The 16,061-nt window shown below is 65.7% G+C and carries 11 protein-coding genes and 4 tRNA genes; 1 reads left to right on the plus strand and 14 read right to left on the minus strand.

Going from position 1 to position 16,061, the window contains the following annotated elements; genetic code table 11:
- Nucleotides 1-1,334: protein kinase (locus ACIQ51_RS03755; protein ID WP_396203674.1), on the plus strand; the 1,334-nt coding region annotated here is incomplete at its 5' end.
- A 76-nt stretch (nt 1,335-1,410) separates the two neighbouring features.
- On the opposite strand, the gene rpoC is transcribed toward ACIQ51_RS03755, so the two are convergent.
- The 14 genes from rpoC to cysS all read right to left on the minus strand — a co-directional run bounded on the left by rpoC (nt 1,411) and on the right by cysS (nt 15,999).
- Nucleotides 1,411-5,727: a DNA-directed RNA polymerase subunit beta' gene (gene rpoC, locus ACIQ51_RS03760; protein WP_396203675.1), complete on the minus strand. Its 4,317-nt coding sequence runs from the start codon at nt 5,725-5,727 to the stop codon at nt 1,411-1,413.
- Nucleotides 5,728-5,730: 3 nt separating this feature from the next.
- Nucleotides 5,731-10,293, minus strand: a complete 4,563-nt coding sequence (rpoB, locus tag ACIQ51_RS03765; RefSeq protein WP_396203676.1) for a DNA-directed RNA polymerase subunit beta — start codon at nt 10,291-10,293, stop codon at nt 5,731-5,733.
- A gap of 194 nt (nt 10,294-10,487) precedes the next feature.
- Nucleotides 10,488-10,874, minus strand: coding sequence for a 50S ribosomal protein L7/L12 (gene rplL, locus ACIQ51_RS03770; protein WP_396203677.1), 387 nt, complete (start codon nt 10,872-10,874; stop codon nt 10,488-10,490).
- 69 nt (nt 10,875-10,943) lie between these two features.
- Nucleotides 10,944-11,447, minus strand: a complete 504-nt coding sequence (gene rplJ / locus ACIQ51_RS03775) for a 50S ribosomal protein L10 (protein ID WP_396203678.1) — start codon at nt 11,445-11,447, stop codon at nt 10,944-10,946.
- A gap of 15 nt (nt 11,448-11,462) precedes the next feature.
- A complete protein-coding gene (gene rplA / locus ACIQ51_RS03780; protein ID WP_396203679.1) occupies nt 11,463-12,152 on the minus strand; it encodes a 50S ribosomal protein L1 in 690 nt (229 codons plus the stop codon).
- A 5-nt stretch (nt 12,153-12,157) separates the two neighbouring features.
- Nucleotides 12,158-12,580, minus strand: a complete 423-nt coding sequence (gene rplK, locus ACIQ51_RS03785) for a 50S ribosomal protein L11 (protein WP_396203680.1) — start codon at nt 12,578-12,580, stop codon at nt 12,158-12,160.
- 98 nt (nt 12,581-12,678) lie between these two features.
- Nucleotides 12,679-13,236 carry a transcription termination/antitermination protein NusG gene (nusG, locus tag ACIQ51_RS03790; protein WP_396203681.1) on the minus strand — a complete coding sequence of 186 codons (558 nt, stop codon included), beginning with the start codon at nt 13,234-13,236 and terminating at the stop codon, nt 12,679-12,681.
- 10 nt (nt 13,237-13,246) lie between these two features.
- Nucleotides 13,247-13,480 (minus strand): preprotein translocase subunit SecE, encoded by a 234-nt coding sequence (gene secE, locus ACIQ51_RS03795; RefSeq protein ID WP_396203682.1) that lies wholly within the window; start codon nt 13,478-13,480, stop codon nt 13,247-13,249.
- Nucleotides 13,481-13,483: 3 nt separating this feature from the next.
- Entirely contained in the window at nt 13,484-13,636 is a 153-nt protein-coding gene (rpmG, locus tag ACIQ51_RS03800; RefSeq protein ID WP_291164129.1) for a 50S ribosomal protein L33, read from the minus strand.
- A gap of 339 nt (nt 13,637-13,975) precedes the next feature.
- Nucleotides 13,976-14,048 (minus strand) — tRNA-Thr (locus ACIQ51_RS03805).
- Nucleotides 14,049-14,072: 24 nt separating this feature from the next.
- Nucleotides 14,073-14,145 (minus strand) — tRNA-Gly (locus ACIQ51_RS03810).
- A 59-nt stretch (nt 14,146-14,204) separates the two neighbouring features.
- Nucleotides 14,205-14,287, minus strand: a tRNA-Tyr gene (locus ACIQ51_RS03815).
- 34 nt (nt 14,288-14,321) lie between these two features.
- A tRNA-Thr gene (locus ACIQ51_RS03820) sits at nt 14,322-14,394 on the minus strand.
- Between the two features lie 198 nt (nt 14,395-14,592).
- Nucleotides 14,593-15,999 carry a cysteine--tRNA ligase gene (gene cysS, locus ACIQ51_RS03825; protein ID WP_396203683.1) on the minus strand — a complete coding sequence of 469 codons (1,407 nt, stop codon included), beginning with the start codon at nt 15,997-15,999 and terminating at the stop codon, nt 14,593-14,595.
- Nucleotides 16,000-16,061 lie beyond the last annotated feature (62 nt).

Below are 16,061 nucleotides of genomic sequence, written 5' to 3' on the forward strand. Positions count from 1 at the left end.
TTGCCTATGCCCATGCCCGTGGTGTCGTCCACCGCGACATCAAGCCCGATAACGTCCTCACCTCAGGGCTGCACGCGCTCGTCACCGACTTCGGCGTAGCCAAGGCACTGAGCGCGGCCAGCCCGACGAACGGCGGCACCGGCACCGGGATGGCAATCGGTACGCCGGCCTACATGGCACCCGAGCAGCTGGCAGCCGATCCGGCCGCCGACCACCGCGTGGATCTCTACGCCGTCGGTCTGCTCGCCTACGAGCTCCTGACCGGCAAAGGGCCGTTCGCCGGCCGGTCACCGCAGGCCACGCTCGCAGCGCAGCTCACCCATGTACCGGAGCCCCCGCACCGATCGCTCAGCGATGTGCCGGAGGCGCTGTCGCAGCTGGTCATGCGCTGCCTCGAGAAGGATGCGGCCCAACGCCCGCAGACGGCCGCCGCTCTGCTCGCCGATCTCGAGGCGGTCGCCTTCTCCGCCAACGGGTTGTCGCTGGTGCCGTATCGGCGACGCGTACCGCCGGCGCGTCTCGCTGGTGCCCTGATCGCCTTCGCCGCCGCGGGGTGGGCCGTCATGCACCGGCGTCCCGCCGCCGGCGACACACCCGCGACCCTCGATGCCCGTGATGCCGGGCCGGGGGGCGCCATCTCGCCGACCATGCGCGCCCCAAACGGGGCCGCATCTGGCGCGCCGGCATCCGCGGCGCGCGCGACCGACACGCTCACGACTGATGTGGACCGCGCCCTGTTGCTCGAAGAGCTGGGCCGTGTCTTTGCCGACTCGATGGCGCGCGCGATCCGGCACATGGACTCCGCCCTCGCCAATGCGCCACAGGTCGTTCGCCTGTCGCAGGCACCGGACACGCGTGCTGCGGCGCGCCCCCCCACCTTCGTGACGCCGCTACTCGCACCACCGAGCGACGCACGCCTGCGCGTGGTGGTTGCGAGCTTCACCAACGCGACCGGTCGCCGCGAGCTCAATCGCCTCGCGCGCGACGCGGCGACCCAGCTCCGCGCCTCCCTCTCGGCCGAACGCTTCGATGTCGTCTCTACAGAAGTGACCGCATCCGCATTGCGGGCGCTCCCCGACCGGATGAGCGTGGGCTGGGCCTTGCGCGCCGACTTCGTGGTGAGCGGGTGGATGATGCAGCGCGGTGACTCGGTGGCGATGGTGACGATGCTGACCGACGTGCGCACCGGTCGGTACTCGCGGGCCACGGAACACGTGGTCGCGGCGGGCGCGACGCTGCCGGTGGATCAGGCGGAGAAGCAGATGAGAGTGTGGCTGGATACGGCAGCGGCCATCGCCGCCCGCCGACGCGCCGCGGAGGCCGCGAGACGGTGAGACGGGTGAGACGGGTGAGCGGTGAAATGCAAAGCGGGGCGGGCCACCTGGCCCGCCCCGCTTTGCATCTCATTGCTTACTCGTCCGGCATCGTGAACGCCGACGGTTCGAAGCTCGGCAACAGTGCGTCGAAGTTCGGCTCGAGCGCTTCCGGCAGCGGCTCCGGCTCGGGGAGCGCATCGCTCTCGACATCCACTTCCTGGTAGCGGTACATACCCGTACCGGCCGGGATGAGGTGACCGATGATGATGTTCTCCTTGAGCCCCAGCAGGTCGTCGCGCGAGCCACGGATGGCCGCGTCGGTGAGGACGCGCGTGGTCTCCTGGAAGGAGGCCGCCGACACGAACGACTGCGTGGTGAGCGAGGCCTTCGTGATGCCGAGCAGCAGCGGCTCCGACGTGGCCGGCGTAATCTTCCGCTTCTTCGCCTCTTCGTTGACGTCGCGGAACTGCGAACGATCCACGTGCTCGCCTTCGAGCAGCTCGGTGTCGCCCGACTCCACGATGCGCACCTTCTGGAGCATCTGCTTGACGATCACGCCAATGTGCTTGTCGTTGATCTTCACGCCCTGCAGGCGGTACACCTCCTGCACTTCGTTCAGCAGATACTCCTGCACCGCGCGCGGGCCCTTGATCCGCAGAATGTCGTGCGGATTGACCGGGCCTTCGCTGATGCGGTCACCGGCGCGCACGCGGTCACCCTCGTGCACGCGGAGGTGCTTGCCCGACGGCACTTCGTACACCTGCTCCGCCTGGCTTTCGTCAACCTGCCACACCCCCTTGTCGATGACGGCGGGACGGACGAACACCTCGCGCTTGCCGCGCTTGATTTCGCCGAACCGCACGAAGCCGTCGACTTCGGAGATGGTGGCCGGATCCTTCGGACGGCGCGCTTCGAAGAGCTCGGCAACACGCGGCAGACCGCCGGTGATGTCGCGCGTCTTGTACGCTTCGCGGCTGATCTTGGCGAGGATCGTACCCGCCTTGATCTCCGTATCGTCCTCGATCGTGATCACGGCGCCCACGGGCAGGATGAAGTCGCGCACGCGCTTCTCCTTGCCGCCCTTGTTCTGCCAGATCTCGATGTGCGGGTGCAGCTTCTTCTCGCGGTCCTCGATCACCACGCGCTGACGGAGACCCGTCAGTTCGTCGAGCTCTTCGGCCAGCGACTCGTCTTCCACGAGGTCCACGAAGCGCAGCGTACCCTCGACGTCCGCGATGATCGGGTTCGAGTACGGGTCCCACGTGAACACCGTGTCTTCCTTCTTCACGGCCTGACCGTCTTCGACCATGAGGTACGCACCGAGCGGCACCTGGAGGCGCGCTTCGATCGACGCGTTCTTGTCGGCCGACGACTTGATGATCAGTTCACCCTCGTACGACGTCACGACCTTCTGACCGTCCGGGTTCACGACCGTCACGAGACGATCGCCGAACTCGATGACACCGGCCTTCTTGGTCTTGCGCGCCGTCTGCTCGGCGATACGCGCCGCGGTCCCACCCACGTGGAACGTGCGGAGCGTGAGCTGCGTACCCGGCTCGCCGATCGACTGCGCGGCGATGATGCCGACCGCTTCGCCGAGGTCCACCATCTGCATGGTGGCCAGGTTGCGGCCGTAGCACATGCGGCAGAGGCCACGCTTCGCTTCGCAGGTGAGCACCGAACGGATGCGCACAGTCTCGATGCCCGAATCCTCGATGCTCTGCGCCATCTCTTCCGAGATGAGCGAGCCCGCCTCGACCAGCAGACGCGGACGACCCGCTTCGTCGCGCTCCATGGGGTCGAAGACATCGTCGGCCGCCACGTTGCCCACGAGACGCTCGGCGAGCGGCTCGATCACGTCTTCGCCTTCCTTCAGCGCGGCCGTGTCGATACCGAGGATCGTACCGCAATCCTCCTCGGCGATCGTCATGTCCTGCGCCACGTCGACGAGACGACGCGTCAGGTAGCCGGCGTCGGCCGTCTTGAGCGCCGTGTCGGCCAGACCCTTACGGGCGCCGTGCGTCGACGAGAAGTACTCGAGAACCGAGAGGCCTTCGCGGAAATTCGACTTGATCGGGTTTTCGATGATTTCGCCGATACCACCGGTGAGCTTCTTCTGCGGCTTCGCCATGAGGCCGCGCATACCCGCCAGCTGGCGGATCTGGTCGCGGCTACCACGCGAGCCGGAGTCGAACATCATGAACACCGGATTGAAGCCACCCTGCGACTCGCGCATGGTCTTCACCATCGCGTCGGCGATGTCCGTGTTGGCGTGCGTCCAGGTGTCGATCACCTTGTTGTAGCGCTCGCCGTTCGTGATGTTGCCCGTCGCATAGGCGCGCTGGAAGCGCTCCACGCGCTCCGACGCTTCCTGCAGGAGGGTCTGCTTTTCCTTCGGGATGTGCAGATCCTCGATCCCGATCGACACCCCGCCACGCGTGGCGTTACGGAAGCCGAACTCCTTGAGGCGGTCGAGCATGGCGACCGTTTCCGCGAGCCCCGCCCAGCGGTAGCTCTGGAAGACGAGTTCACCGAGCGCCTTCTTCTTCATGTCCTTGTTCAGGAACGGCAGCGCCTTCGGGACGATGCCATTGAACATGACACGGCCCGCGGTCGTACCGATCCATTCCTTCCCGGACTCGGTCTCGAGCAGCCAGCGAATCGGCGTCTGGTAGTTGGCCCGACCGTTCGCGATGGCCATCTCCACTTCCGCCGCACTGGCGAACGCGGGGAGCGTGGCCACGAACTTCGGATCCGCCGTCTTCTTGTCGAAGTCGGCCGACGGCGCCTTGGTGGCGACGTAGCAGCCAAGCACGATGTCCTGCGACGGCTCGGCGACCGGACGACCGTCCGACGGCTTGAGGATGTTGTTCGAGGAGAGCATGAGCACGCGCGCCTCGATCTGCGCCTCGAACGAGAGCGGCACGTGCACGGCCATCTGGTCACCGTCGAAGTCGGCGTTGAACGCCGTCGTCACGAGCGGGTGAATACGAATGGCCTTGCCTTCCACGAGCACCGGCTCGAACGCCTGAATGCCGAGGCGGTGGAGCGTGGGCGCGCGGTTGAGCAGCACGGGGTGGTCCTTGATGATGCCTTCCAGCACCTCGTAGACCATCGCGTTCTCGCGCTCCACGATCTTCTTGGCGCGCTTCACCGTCTCTGCTTCGCCGCTCTCCACGAGCTTGTGGATGATGAACGGCTTGAAGAGCTCCAGGGCCATCGCCTTGGGGAGACCGCACTGGTGCAGCTTGAGCTCGGGGCCCACGACGATGACCGAACGGCCCGAGTAGTCCACGCGCTTGCCGAGCAGGTTCTGACGGAACCGGCCCTGCTTGCCCTTGAGCATGTCGGACAGCGACTTGAGCGGACGCTTGCCGCGGCCACGAATGGCCTTCGAGCGACGACCGTTGTCGAAGAGCGCGTCGACGGCTTCCTGCAGCATGCGCTTCTCGTTGCGCAGGATCACTTCCGGCGCACGGTGCGAGATGAGCTTCTGCAGGCGGTTGTTACGATTGATGACGCGACGATACAGGTCGTTCAGGTCGGACGTCGCGAAGCGGCCGCCATCAAGCGGCACGAGCGGACGCAGATCCGGCGGAATGACCGGGATCACGTCGAGGATCATCCACTCCGGGCGGTTGCGGATTTCGCCGCCCTCACCCGACGTACGGAAGGCGTCGACGATCTTGAGGCGCTTGAGCATCTGCTTCTTGCGATGCTGGCTCGTCTCGCCCACGACGGACGCGCGCAGCTCCTCGGCCGTCTTGTCGACGTCGAGGCGCTTGAGCAGTTCACGCACGGCCGGCGCGCCGATGTCGCACTGGAACGCCGTGTCGCCTTCGGCCTTCGCCTTCTGGCGCAGCGTGAGGTATTCGTCTTCGTCGAGCAGCTGGCGCTCGCGCACCTCCTGACTGCCCGGATCGATGACGATGTAGTTGCTGTAATAGATCACCTTCTCGAGGTCACGGAGCGTGACGTCGAGAAGATTGCCCATGGGCGACGGCAGGGTCTTGAAGAACCAGATGTGCGCGACCGGCACGGCCAGTTCGATGTGACCCATGCGCTCGCGACGCACCTTGCTGAGCGTGACTTCCACGCCGCACCGGTCGCAGATCACGCCACGGTAGCGGATGCGCTTGTACTTGCCGCAATGGCATTCCCAGTCCTTGACGGGACCGAAGATGCGCTCGCAGAACAGGCCGTCCTTCTCGGGCTTGAAGGAGCGGTAGTTGATGGTTTCGGGCTTGGTGACTTCGCCCCACGACCACCAGGTGCGCAGGCCGGCCATCTCCAGCCGCTCGCGCTCCTTGGGGTCCTTCGGGCCGCGGATCTCTTCCGGAGAAGCGATACGGACCGACATGTAGTCGAACGCCGACGCGCGGGCTTCGCGCGAGCTGCGGAAATCGATCATGGGTTACTCCTCCCCGCCGTTACCACCGTTGTTCCCGCCGGCATCGATGAGCTCCACGCCGGTTCCGTCGCTGGCACCGAGCGTGACCTTGATGCCGAGCGCCTGGAGTTCCTTCACGAGCACGTTGAACGACTCCGGAATGCCCGGTTCGGGCAGGTTCTGCCCCTTCACGATCGCCTCGTAGACACGGCTGCGGCCGTTCACGTCGTCGGACTTGACCGTGAGGATTTCCTGGAGCGTGTGCGCTGCGCCATACGCCTCCAGCGCCCACACTTCCATTTCGCCGAAGCGCTGACCGCCGAACTGCGCCTTGCCCGCGAGCGGCTGCTGCGTGACGAGGGAGTACGGTCCGATCGAGCGGGCGTGGATCTTGTCGTCGACGAGGTGCGACAGCTTGAGCATGTAGATCTCACCCACCGTGACCGGCGAGGTGAACTGCTCACCCGTGCGGCCGTCGCGCAAGCGCGCCTTGCCGGTCGGGGTGAGGCCTGCGAGTCGGATCAGCTCCGAGGCCGCGGCGTTGATGTCGCCGTCACCGGCGAGCAGGGCCGCCAGCGCCGGCTGGCCGATCCGCGCGAGCGTGGCCGAGGGCGACTGCGCCGCCTCGGTCTCGAGCACGTTGATCGCCGCTTCCGCATCGCCCGGGAGCTCTTCGCCGGCACGGTGCACGGCGATCGCCGCCTGCACCGCCGCCGTCTCGCGCTCGGCGAGCGTGCGCGCCGCTGTCGTGACGAACGACTTCACCTTCTGGTACAGCGCCTTCGTTTCGGCGCTCATGCCCTTGGCATTGAGATCGTTCAGGTTCGCGTCGGCGAGCAGCTCGACCTTGTCCGGCAGACGACGATCCGGCTTGATGTCGGCCAGCAGCACCTTCACTTCCGCCGGCGTGGTGTCGTGCGACGCCTCGCCCACGGCCAGCGTTTCGCGCACCCAGCGCAGGCCAGCCAGCTTCATGAGCAGGCCGATTTCGCGCTCGTTCGCGCCTTCGAACACCGGGGTCTTCGCGTAGAAGTTGAGCAGCTTCGCGGCCCACCCGAGGTGGGTCTCGAGGATCTGCCCCACGTTCATGCGCGAGGGCACGCCGAGCGGGTTGAGCACGATGTCCACCGGACGACCGTTCGGGAGGAACGGCATGTCTTCCTCGGGGACGATGCGCGCCACGATACCCTTGTTGCCGTGACGGCCGGCCATCTTGTCACCGACCGAGATCTTGCGCTTCTCGGCCAGGTACACCTTCACGAGCTGGATCACGCCCGGCGGCAGTTCGTCGGGCTGGAGGATGCGGTCGATGCGCTCTTCCGCGCGCTCCTCGATGCGGCTCTTCTCTTCGTTCGCGGCGTCGATGATCTCGCGCACGCGCTCGTTGGCGGCCTTCTTCTCCACGCGGAACGTCTTGAGGTCGAGCGTCGCGAAACGCAGCCCCTCGAGCATCTCCTTGGAGAGCGTGGTGCCGGCGGCCAGCGCCTCTTCGACCGTACCGGCCTTGAGCGCCAGCGCCACGGTCTCCCCTTCGAGCAGCGTGGCCAGTTCGGCGTCACGCACCTCGTTCACGCGGATCTTCTCCTCCCCCTCGAGGCGACGCACTTCACCGATGCGCTCACCACGATCCTTTTCGACGACCTGATCCTCGACACGCGAGAAGATCTTCACGTCGATGACGGTGCCTTCCATGCCGGGCGGCACCTTGAGCGACGAGTCCTTCACGTCCTTCGCCTTCTCGCCGAAGATGGCCGTAAGGAGCTTCTCTTCGGGCGAGAGCTCGGTCTCACCCTTCGGCGTGATCTTGCCGACGAGGATGTCGCCCGGCTTGACCTGCGCGCCGATGCGCACGATGCCACGCTCGTCGAGGTCGACGAGCGACTCCTCGGCGACGTTCGGGATTTCGCGCGTGATTTCTTCCTGGCCGCGCTTCGTGTCGCGGACGTGCAGCTCGAGCTCCTGGATGTGAATCGACGAGAACACGTCGAACTTCACCAGGCGCTCGGAGAGTACGATAGCGTCTTCGAAGTTGTGGCCGTACCAGGGCATGAAGGCCACGGTGACGTTGCGGCCGAGCGCCAGCTGCCCCATTTCGGTGGCGGCGCCGTCGGCGAGCACTTCCCCCTTGGCCACCTGCTGCCCCATGCGAACCAGCGGGCGCTGGTTGATGGCGGTGTCCTGGTTGGTACGCCAGTACTTCTTGAGCTTGTAGCGATCGAGCTGGCCGAGACGCGCCAGCGGGCGATCGGTGTCGAGGGCCCCGGCGATCAACCCGGCATCGACGATGATCTCGTCGGCGGTGACGCTGGTGACGATGCCCGCGCGGCGCGCGATGATGACCGCGCCCGAGTCCACGGCAACCGTGGCTTCGAGACCGGTCCCGACGAGCGGCGTGGCCGGATTGAGGAGCGGCACGGCCTGACGCTGCATGTTCGAGCCCATGAGGGCGCGGTTGGCGTCGTCGTGCTCGAGGAACGGAATGAGCGCGGCGGCGATGGAGACCAGCTGCTCCGGCGCCACGTCCATGTAGTCGATATCCGTCGGCGGGACGAGCGGGAGGTCGCCGCGCTTACGCGACAGGACCAGCCCGTCGACGAACGTGCCGTCGGGGTTGAGCTTCGAGTTGGCCTGCGCGATGATCGCGTCTTCCTCGCGGTTCGCGTCGAGCCACACGATCTCGCCGGTCACGCGCCCTTCCTTCACCACGCGGTACGGCGTCTCGATGAAGCCGAGGTCGTTGACGCGGGCGAAGCAGGCGAGCGACGTGATCAGGCCGATGTTCGGGCCTTCCGGCGTCTCGATGGGGCACATGCGGCCGTACTGCGAGTAGTGCACGTCACGGACTTCGAAGCCGGCACGCTCGCGCGTGAGGCCACCCGGTCCGAGCGCCGACAGACGACGCTTGTGCGTCAGTTCGGCGAGCGGATTGGTCTGGTCCATGAACTGAGACAGCTGCGAAGAACCGAAGAATGCCTGGATGACCGCGGACACCGTACGGGCGTTCACGAGGTCGTCGAGGGAGATCTTCTCCGGATCGGTGTTGATCGACATGCGCTCCTTGACCAGACGCGCCATGCGCGAGAGGCCCACGGAGAACTGGTTGGCGATCAGCTCACCGACCGAGCGGATACGGCGGTTGCCGAGCTGATCGATGTCGTCGATATCGCCGCGGCCTTCATGCAGTTCGACGAGCTGCCGCATGATCTCCACGAAGTCTTCCTTCGTGAGGACCGTGGTGCTCATCGCCGTGTTGAGGCGCAGGCGCTGGTTGATCTTGTAGCGTCCCACGCGGCCGAGGTCGTAGCGCTTGGGCGAGAAGAACAGGCGCTCGAGCGCCTGCTTGGCCGTCTCGCGGTTCGGGGCATCGCCCGGACGCAGCAGCGCATAGATCTGCTTGAGCGCCTCTTCCTCGTGCTTGGTCGGATCCTTCGCGAGGGTGTTCTTGATGAGCGTCGACTCGGCGCGGCCGGAGGCAACGAACACGAAGACCTTCACGATGTCGGCCTTGCGGATCTTCTTGATGACGGCGTCGGTGAGCGCCGTGTCCTTCTCGGCCACCACTTCGCCGGTGTCGAGATCGATCACGTCGCGCGCAAGGGTGCGGCGCGTTTCGCGTTCCCCGCGATCGATGGCGTCCTGCTCGTCGCGCAGGTCGATCTGCGTGTACGAGGCGAACACCTTGATGGTGTTGATGCCCTGCCGCACGAGGCGGTTGAGCACCTCTTCGGTGAGCTCGTCGCCCTCGCGGACCAGGAGCTCGGCTTCGGCGCGCTCGCGCTCGGCCTTGGCCTTCTTGGTCTTGGGCTTGGGGGCGTCGGCGGCGGTGACTTCGCCCTCGAGCGTGATGTCTTCGGCAATGATGGCGCCGAGGACTTCACGGATGTCGTTGCGCGTTTCGCGCTTCTTGAGGAGGTCGAGGTCCCGCTCGGCGAAGAAGAGGCGCAGGATATCGCGGTTCTCGCCGTAGCCGAAGGCGCGCAGGAGCGCCGTGGCGGGGAACTTCTTCTTCTTGTCGATGTGGACGTAGATCACGTCGTGGATGTCCACGGTGAACTCGACCCACGACCCGCGGAAGGGGATGATCCGCGACGAAAGGAGACGCTGGCCGTTGGGGTGCGTGCTCTCTTCGAACACGACGCCCGGCGAGCGGTGGAGCTGCGAGACGATCACGCGCTCCGCGCCATTGATGACGAAGGTGCCGAGCTCGGTGAGGAGCGGCAGTTCGCCGAGATAGACTTCCTTTTCGATGATGTTCCGGGGACGCTTGCCGTCGCCGGTATCCTCGAAGATGACCAACTGGAGGGTGGCCTTGAGCGGGGCCGAGTACGTCATGTCGCGCTCGATGCATTCGGCGACAGAGTACTTCGGTTCGCCCAGGCTGTACCGCACGAATTCCAGCGAGAAATTCTCGTGGACATCCGTGATGGGGAACAGGTCCTTGAAGACGCGCTCGAGGCCGACGTCCTCGCGCTCCTGCGAGGCGGCATCCAGTTGCAGCAGCGACTCAAAGGCGCGCGTCTGGATGTCCAGCAGGTGGGGCATATCCATGCCCGTCTCGAGCTTCGCGAACGAGATCTGGTTCATCATATCCTTAAGGGGCTCACCCTCTGGCGGGGTGCGCTGTCCCGAGGTGACCGTGCATCGGCCAGCCGGGGGCGCAAAGCGCTCCGTCCCCGACGGCACCGGTCAGCAAAAACTGACCGGTGCCCCCGGGGCGGAGCGTTCCAACGACGGAACTGCGATGTGTCTGCGTAGAGCCGGTGGCTTGAAGGCCGGTGGCTTTACTTGACTTCGACGCCAGCGCCTTCGGCCTCGAGCTTGGCCTTGATCTGCGCGGCCTCGTCCTTCGAGACATTTTCCTTCAGGGTCTTCGGCGCGCCGTCGACCAGGTCCTTGGCTTCCTTGAGGCCCAGGCCGGTGAGCTCGCGCACCACCTTGATGACCTGGATCTTCTTGGCGCCAGCATCCTTGAGGATGATGGTGAACTCGGTCTGCTCTTCGGCCGCGGCCGCCGGGGCCGCCGCGCCACCGCCGCCGCCCGCCGCAACCGCGGCGATCGTGACGTTGAACTTGGTCTTGAACGCTTCGATGAGATCGGAGAGCTCGATGACGCTCATCGCGCCGATCGCGTCGAGGATCTCGTCCTTGCTCAGGGTCGTGTTAGCCATGGTGGTACTTTCTCCGTGAATGTCCCCCAGGGGTCCTGGGGCGTGTAATCAGGCGTACGCCTGGGGAACTCAGTTGGAGCCTTCGAGCTGCGCCTTACGGGCGTCGAGGGCGAGGGCAAACATCATCGGGATGCTGTTGAGGTAGCCGGCGAAGATCGAGAGCGCCTCTTCGCGGTTCGGCAGCGCGGCCAACTTCTTGACCAACGCCTCGTCGACCGCATTGCCCTCGTAAATGCCGCCCTTCACTGCCGGCTTCTGGTCGTTCTCCTTGGCGAACTCGGAGAGGACCTTGGCCGCCGTGAGGGCATCCTTCGCCACCACCACCCCCGTCGGGCCCTTCAGACGCTGGGAAACCAACCCGCTCTCGTTGACCGCCCGGAGCGCCAGCGTGTTCTTGATCACGACGTACTCGACACCGGCCTTGCGGAAACGGCGGCGGAGTTCCGTCATGCGCTTCACGTTCAGCCCCGTGAAGTCGGTGTAGTAGAGCGCCTGGGCGCCTTCGAGCTGCGCCTTGAGGCTGTCCACCAGGATCTGCTTCTCGGCCTTCTTGGCCTTCGGCTTGGCTTTCATGGTTGCGTCTCCCTCTTACCGGAACGGCGTGGTGTCGATGGTGACGCCAGGACCCATGGAGCTCGAGATCGCGACGTTGCGGATGTACACGCCCTTCGCCGCGGCGGGCTTGGAGCGGACGATCGTATCCATCAGCGCGGCGAAGTTGGTCTCGAGCTGATCAGGGGTGAACGACACCTTGCCGATCGGGGCGTGCACGTTGCCACCCTTGTCGACACGGAATTCGATCTTGCCGCCCTTCGACTCCTTGACCGCCTTCGCTACGTCGAAGGTGACGGTGCCGGCCTTCGGGTTCGGCATGAGGCCACGCGGACCGAGGACGCGGCCGAGCTGGCCGATCTGTCCCATCTGGTCCGGCGTCGCGATCATGACGTCGAAGTCCAGCCAGCCTTCCTTGATCTTGGCGAGGTACTCGGTGCCGACGAAATCCGCGCCCGCGTCCTGGGCTTCCTGGATCTTCGCACCGGCGGCGATCACGAGCACGCGCATCGTCTTACCCGTACCAGCCGGGAGGACGACGGTGCCACGGACCACCTGATCGGCATGACGGGGATCGACGCCGAGGCGGATGGCCACTTCGACGCTCTCGTCGAACTTGGCAAACGCCATGTCCTTCACCAGCGCGATCGCCTGCTTGGCCTCATAGGCCTTCGCCTGGCTGCGACGCTCACTCGCGGCGCGGAACTTCTTTCCATGCGTCTTCATGAGGCTCACCCCTTCACCGTGATGCCCATGGAGCGAGCGGCGCCGGCGATCATCGCCACCGCGCTCTCCATGCTTTCACAGTTCAGGTCGGGCATCTTCGTGGTCGCAATCTTCTCGAGCTGCGCCCGCGTGATGGTGCCCACCTTCACCTTGTTCGGCTGACCCGAGCCCTTGTCCACGCCGATCTCCTTCTTGATGAGCTCCGCCGCCGGCGGAGTCTTCAGAATGAAGGTGAACGACTTGTCCGCGTAGATCGTGACCTCGACGGGGATGATCATATCCCCGCCCTGCGTGCGAGCGTTGAACTCCTTGCAGAACCCCATGATGTTGATACCCTGGGGACCGAGGGCCGTACCTACCGGGGGCGCCGGGTTCGCCTTGCCTGCAGGAATCTGCAGTTTGACGAATCCAGTGACCTTCTTGGCCATGCTACTTCCTCATCGCGAGTTCCGCCGCGGGACTATCCCGCACCGGTCTAGCTGCCACGTTGTTTTGCGCCGAGTGGTGGCGGCGGTCTGCCCTTCGCTCAGTAGCCGCGAAGCTGCAGGTAGTCCAACTCCACGCTCGTCGGCCGCCCGAACAGGCTCACCGACACGCGCACCTTGCCCTTGTCGGGCAGGATTTCCTCGACCGTGCCGTTGAAGTCGGCGAACGGGCCTTCCGTGATCGCCACCGCCTGCCCCACGAGGAAGGGAATCTCCTCGCGCACCGGCGCTTCGTCGGCCAGATCCGCCTGCCCGAGCAACCGACGCACTTCGTCGTCGCGCAGCGGCATCGGATCCTTGTCCTTCCCAACGAACTTGATCACGCCCTGAATGGCGTTGATCTCGTGCAAGGTGTCCTGCGAGGCCACCATCTCCACGAGCACGTAGCCCGGGAAGATCTTGCGCTCGACCGTGACCTTCTTGCCGTTCTTGATTTCGACGACTTCCTGGGTCGGCACGAGCGCCTGACGGATCAAGCGATCCTCGGGCTGCGCCGGATCCGTGTCGATCTTTCGCTGGATCAGGCGCTGCACCTTGTTCTCGTGGCCGGACGTCGTCTGAATGGCGTACCAGCGGTGCTCGAGCATCGACACGGACATGGATGTCACATCAGCGACCGAGAAGCATGGACGGCAGGCGGACGAGCGCGAACTGCAGCGCCACATCCACGAGGCCGATGAGCGCACCAAGCAGCAGCACGAAGACGATGATCTGGATGGTCGCCGACTGCAGCTGCGGGCGATCCGGCCACGTCACCTTCTTCATCTCGGCGAGCACGTCGTGATAGAACGTGACCAGCCGCGTCCCGAGCCCCGGACGGGAAACCTCGACGGGAGCCGTCATGGCTTACTTGGTTTCCTTATGGAGCTGGTGCTTGTTGCAGCGCGGGCAGTACTTCTTCCACTCCACGCGTTCCGGATGAAGACGCTTGTTCTTCATCGTGAAGTAGTTGCGGTTCTTACACTCGGTGCACCCGAGGATGATCTTCTCGCGCGGCATCTTCCGGCTCCGTCACCGCCCGTGCAGGGCGCGTGCTTGGTCTAGCTCGTCGTCTAGCTCGATATAGTTCGGACCCACCTCCGGCTTGACACCGGAGTGGGGTGAGCCTTGCAACGTAGCGGAGCCGAGCGACCCCCGCAAGTCACGCGCCCAAGCTGTCCACACGGGCCGCCCCCGAAGCGCAACTCCCGCTCCCACGGGGGGTTACTGCCACGCCCCCAGCCCCGAATTGTGGCCGAAGGTCCCGTCAAGACGGCCTCGGCCATACCCCGGGGCCGCACCCGGCCGCTAACGGAAACGCCCCCGCCGCCGGATCGGCGACAGGGGCGTTGCGTGTAGAGCTCACGACCGGGATCGAACCGGTGACCTCATCCTTACCAAGGATGTGCTCTGCCGACTGAGCTACGTGAGCGTCCTGCACCTGCATCACGGCGAGCGCGGGAGACGGGACTCGAACCCGCGACATCAAGCTTGGAAGGCTAGCGCTCTACCAACTGAGCTACTCCCGCATGGCCTTCGTGCTACCCGCCAGACCCAACGACGATCCAGCAGTCCTGCCGACTTACAGTGGTGGGGGAAGGATTCGAACCTTCGAAGGCTTGCGCCGTCAGATTTACAGTCTGATCTCGTTGGCCACTTGAGTACCCCACCCAAGACGCGCCGGCCGCCGCAATGCCGCCGCGTAAGCTGACGAGGGGGCTCGAACCCCTGACCTGCTGATTACAAATCAGCTGCTCTACCAACTGAGCTACGTCAGCAGAAAGGACCCGAACTCCCAGAGTCCCCAAGCATAATGGGGACCCTGCGCTTTGGGTAGCTCCCCCCTACGGGTCCGCATCAGAATCGCGCGACCGGTCGTCCTGGCCGACGCGCCACGCCTCCCCGCCACGCCTCCCCGCCACGCCTCCCCGCCACGCCTCCCCGCGGCGCCTCCCCGCGGCGCCTACCCGCGGCGCCTACCCGCGGCGCCAGCGGGTACCGCCCGGGCCATCCTCGATCAGGATGCCACGCGCCGTCAACTCGGCGCGCACCGCATCGGCAGCCGCAAAGTCCCGGCGCTCACGCGCCGCCCTGCGGGCCGCGAGCCGCTCCTCCACCCAGACCGCCAGTTCGCCCTCCATCTCCTGCTCGGGTACGAGATCCAGCACCGAGTCCATGAGCCGGAACGCCGCGCGCGCCCGCTCGAGCGCCGCCGCGTCGGTGCCGAGCGCATCGAGCTCACGGTTGGCGTCGGTGATGAAGGTGAAGAACGCCGCCATCGCCTCGGGGGCGTTGAGATCGTCGAACAGCGCCTCGAGGAAGGCCTGCTCCGCGCGGGTGGCCGCCTCGGCCAGCGCCGGCGTCCCCCCCGTCGCCTCGCCGAGGCGCCGCGCGAAGGCGCCGATGCGGTTCACCGCCGCGCGGGACTGCTCGAGCGAGTCCTCACCGAGGTTGAGCTGCTTGCGATAGTGCGCGTTGAAGACGAAGTGGCGATAGGCGGTGCCACTGATCCCCTGCTCGCGCAGCTCCACCACGTTGGCCACGTTGCCCACGCGCTTCGCCATCTTGGCGCCGTCGGTCAGCAGGAACTCCCCGTGGCACCAGCAGCGCGCGAACGGCTTGCCGGTCGCCGCCTCGCTCTGTGCGATCTCGTCTTCGTGATGCGGGAAGATCAGATCGATGCCGCCGGCGTGCAGGTCGAAGGTTTCGCCGAGGTACTTCATGGCCATCGCTGAGCACTCGAGGTGCCAGCCGGGGCGGCCACGCCCCCACGGCGAATCCCAGGCGGCGCCGGTGGCTTCGTCTTCGGGCTTGGCCGACTTCCAGAGGGCGAAGTCCTGCGCGTTCTCCTTGGCGTATTCGTCCTGCGCGACGCGCGCGCCGCTCTTGACCTCGCGTTTGTCGAGCTGCGAGAGCTTGCCGTAGTCGGCGAACTTGTCGATGGCGAAGTACACGGAGCCATCGTCGGCCACGTACGCCACGCCGTTGGCGACGAGCCGCTCCACGAGGGCGATCATCTCGGGGATGTGCTCGGTGGCCTTGGGATAGCGTTCGGCCTCCTCGATGCGGAGGTAGCGGCGGTCCGTGTGGAAGAGGGCCGTGTACGGCTCGGTGACCTCGAGAATGTGCTGGCCATTCGCCTGCGCCTTGCGGATGATCTTGTCATCCACGTCGGTGAGGTTCATGACCTGTTCGACGGACCATCCGGCGAGGCGGAAGGCACGGCGCAGCAGATCCTCGAAGAGGAAGGTGCGAAAATTCCCGAGGTGCGCCGCGTTGTAGACGGTGGGTCCGCACGTGTACATGCGCACCGTGTGCCCATCAACGGGTGCAAACGGCTCCACGCGTCGCGTGAGCGTGTTGTACAGGCGGAACTCGGGCATCGTGGGACCGGATTACAGGTGCTTGAATCACGCGGGATCTCTGCGCAAAGTAACGCGTTGAA

Source organism: Gemmatimonas sp., from assembly GCF_044344655.1.
Lineage (GTDB): Bacteria > Gemmatimonadota > Gemmatimonadetes > Gemmatimonadales > Gemmatimonadaceae > Gemmatimonas.

Excerpts from the sequence above, each read along its gene's own strand:
- rpoB (WP_396203676.1), bottom strand. The coding sequence starts at position 10,293 with ATGATGAACCAGATCTCGTTCGCGAAGCTCGAGACGGGCATGGATATG.
- cysS (WP_396203683.1), bottom strand. The coding sequence starts at position 15,999 with ATGCCCGAGTTCCGCCTGTACAACACGCTCACGCGACGCGTGGAGCCG.
- rplK (WP_396203680.1), bottom strand. The coding sequence starts at position 12,580 with ATGGCCAAGAAGGTCACTGGATTCGTCAAACTGCAGATTCCTGCAGGC.
- rplA (WP_396203679.1), bottom strand. The coding sequence starts at position 12,152 with ATGAAGACGCATGGAAAGAAGTTCCGCGCCGCGAGTGAGCGTCGCAGC.
- rpoC (WP_396203675.1), bottom strand. The coding sequence starts at position 5,727 with ATGATCGATTTCCGCAGCTCGCGCGAAGCCCGCGCGTCGGCGTTCGAC.
- rplL (WP_396203677.1), bottom strand. The coding sequence starts at position 10,874 with ATGGCTAACACGACCCTGAGCAAGGACGAGATCCTCGACGCGATCGGC.
- nusG (WP_396203681.1), bottom strand. The coding sequence starts at position 13,236 with ATGTCCGTGTCGATGCTCGAGCACCGCTGGTACGCCATTCAGACGACG.
- rplJ (WP_396203678.1), bottom strand. The coding sequence starts at position 11,447 with ATGAAAGCCAAGCCGAAGGCCAAGAAGGCCGAGAAGCAGATCCTGGTG.
- rpmG (WP_291164129.1), bottom strand. The coding sequence starts at position 13,636 with ATGCCGCGCGAGAAGATCATCCTCGGGTGCACCGAGTGTAAGAACCGC.
- secE (WP_396203682.1), bottom strand. The coding sequence starts at position 13,480 with ATGACGGCTCCCGTCGAGGTTTCCCGTCCGGGGCTCGGGACGCGGCTG.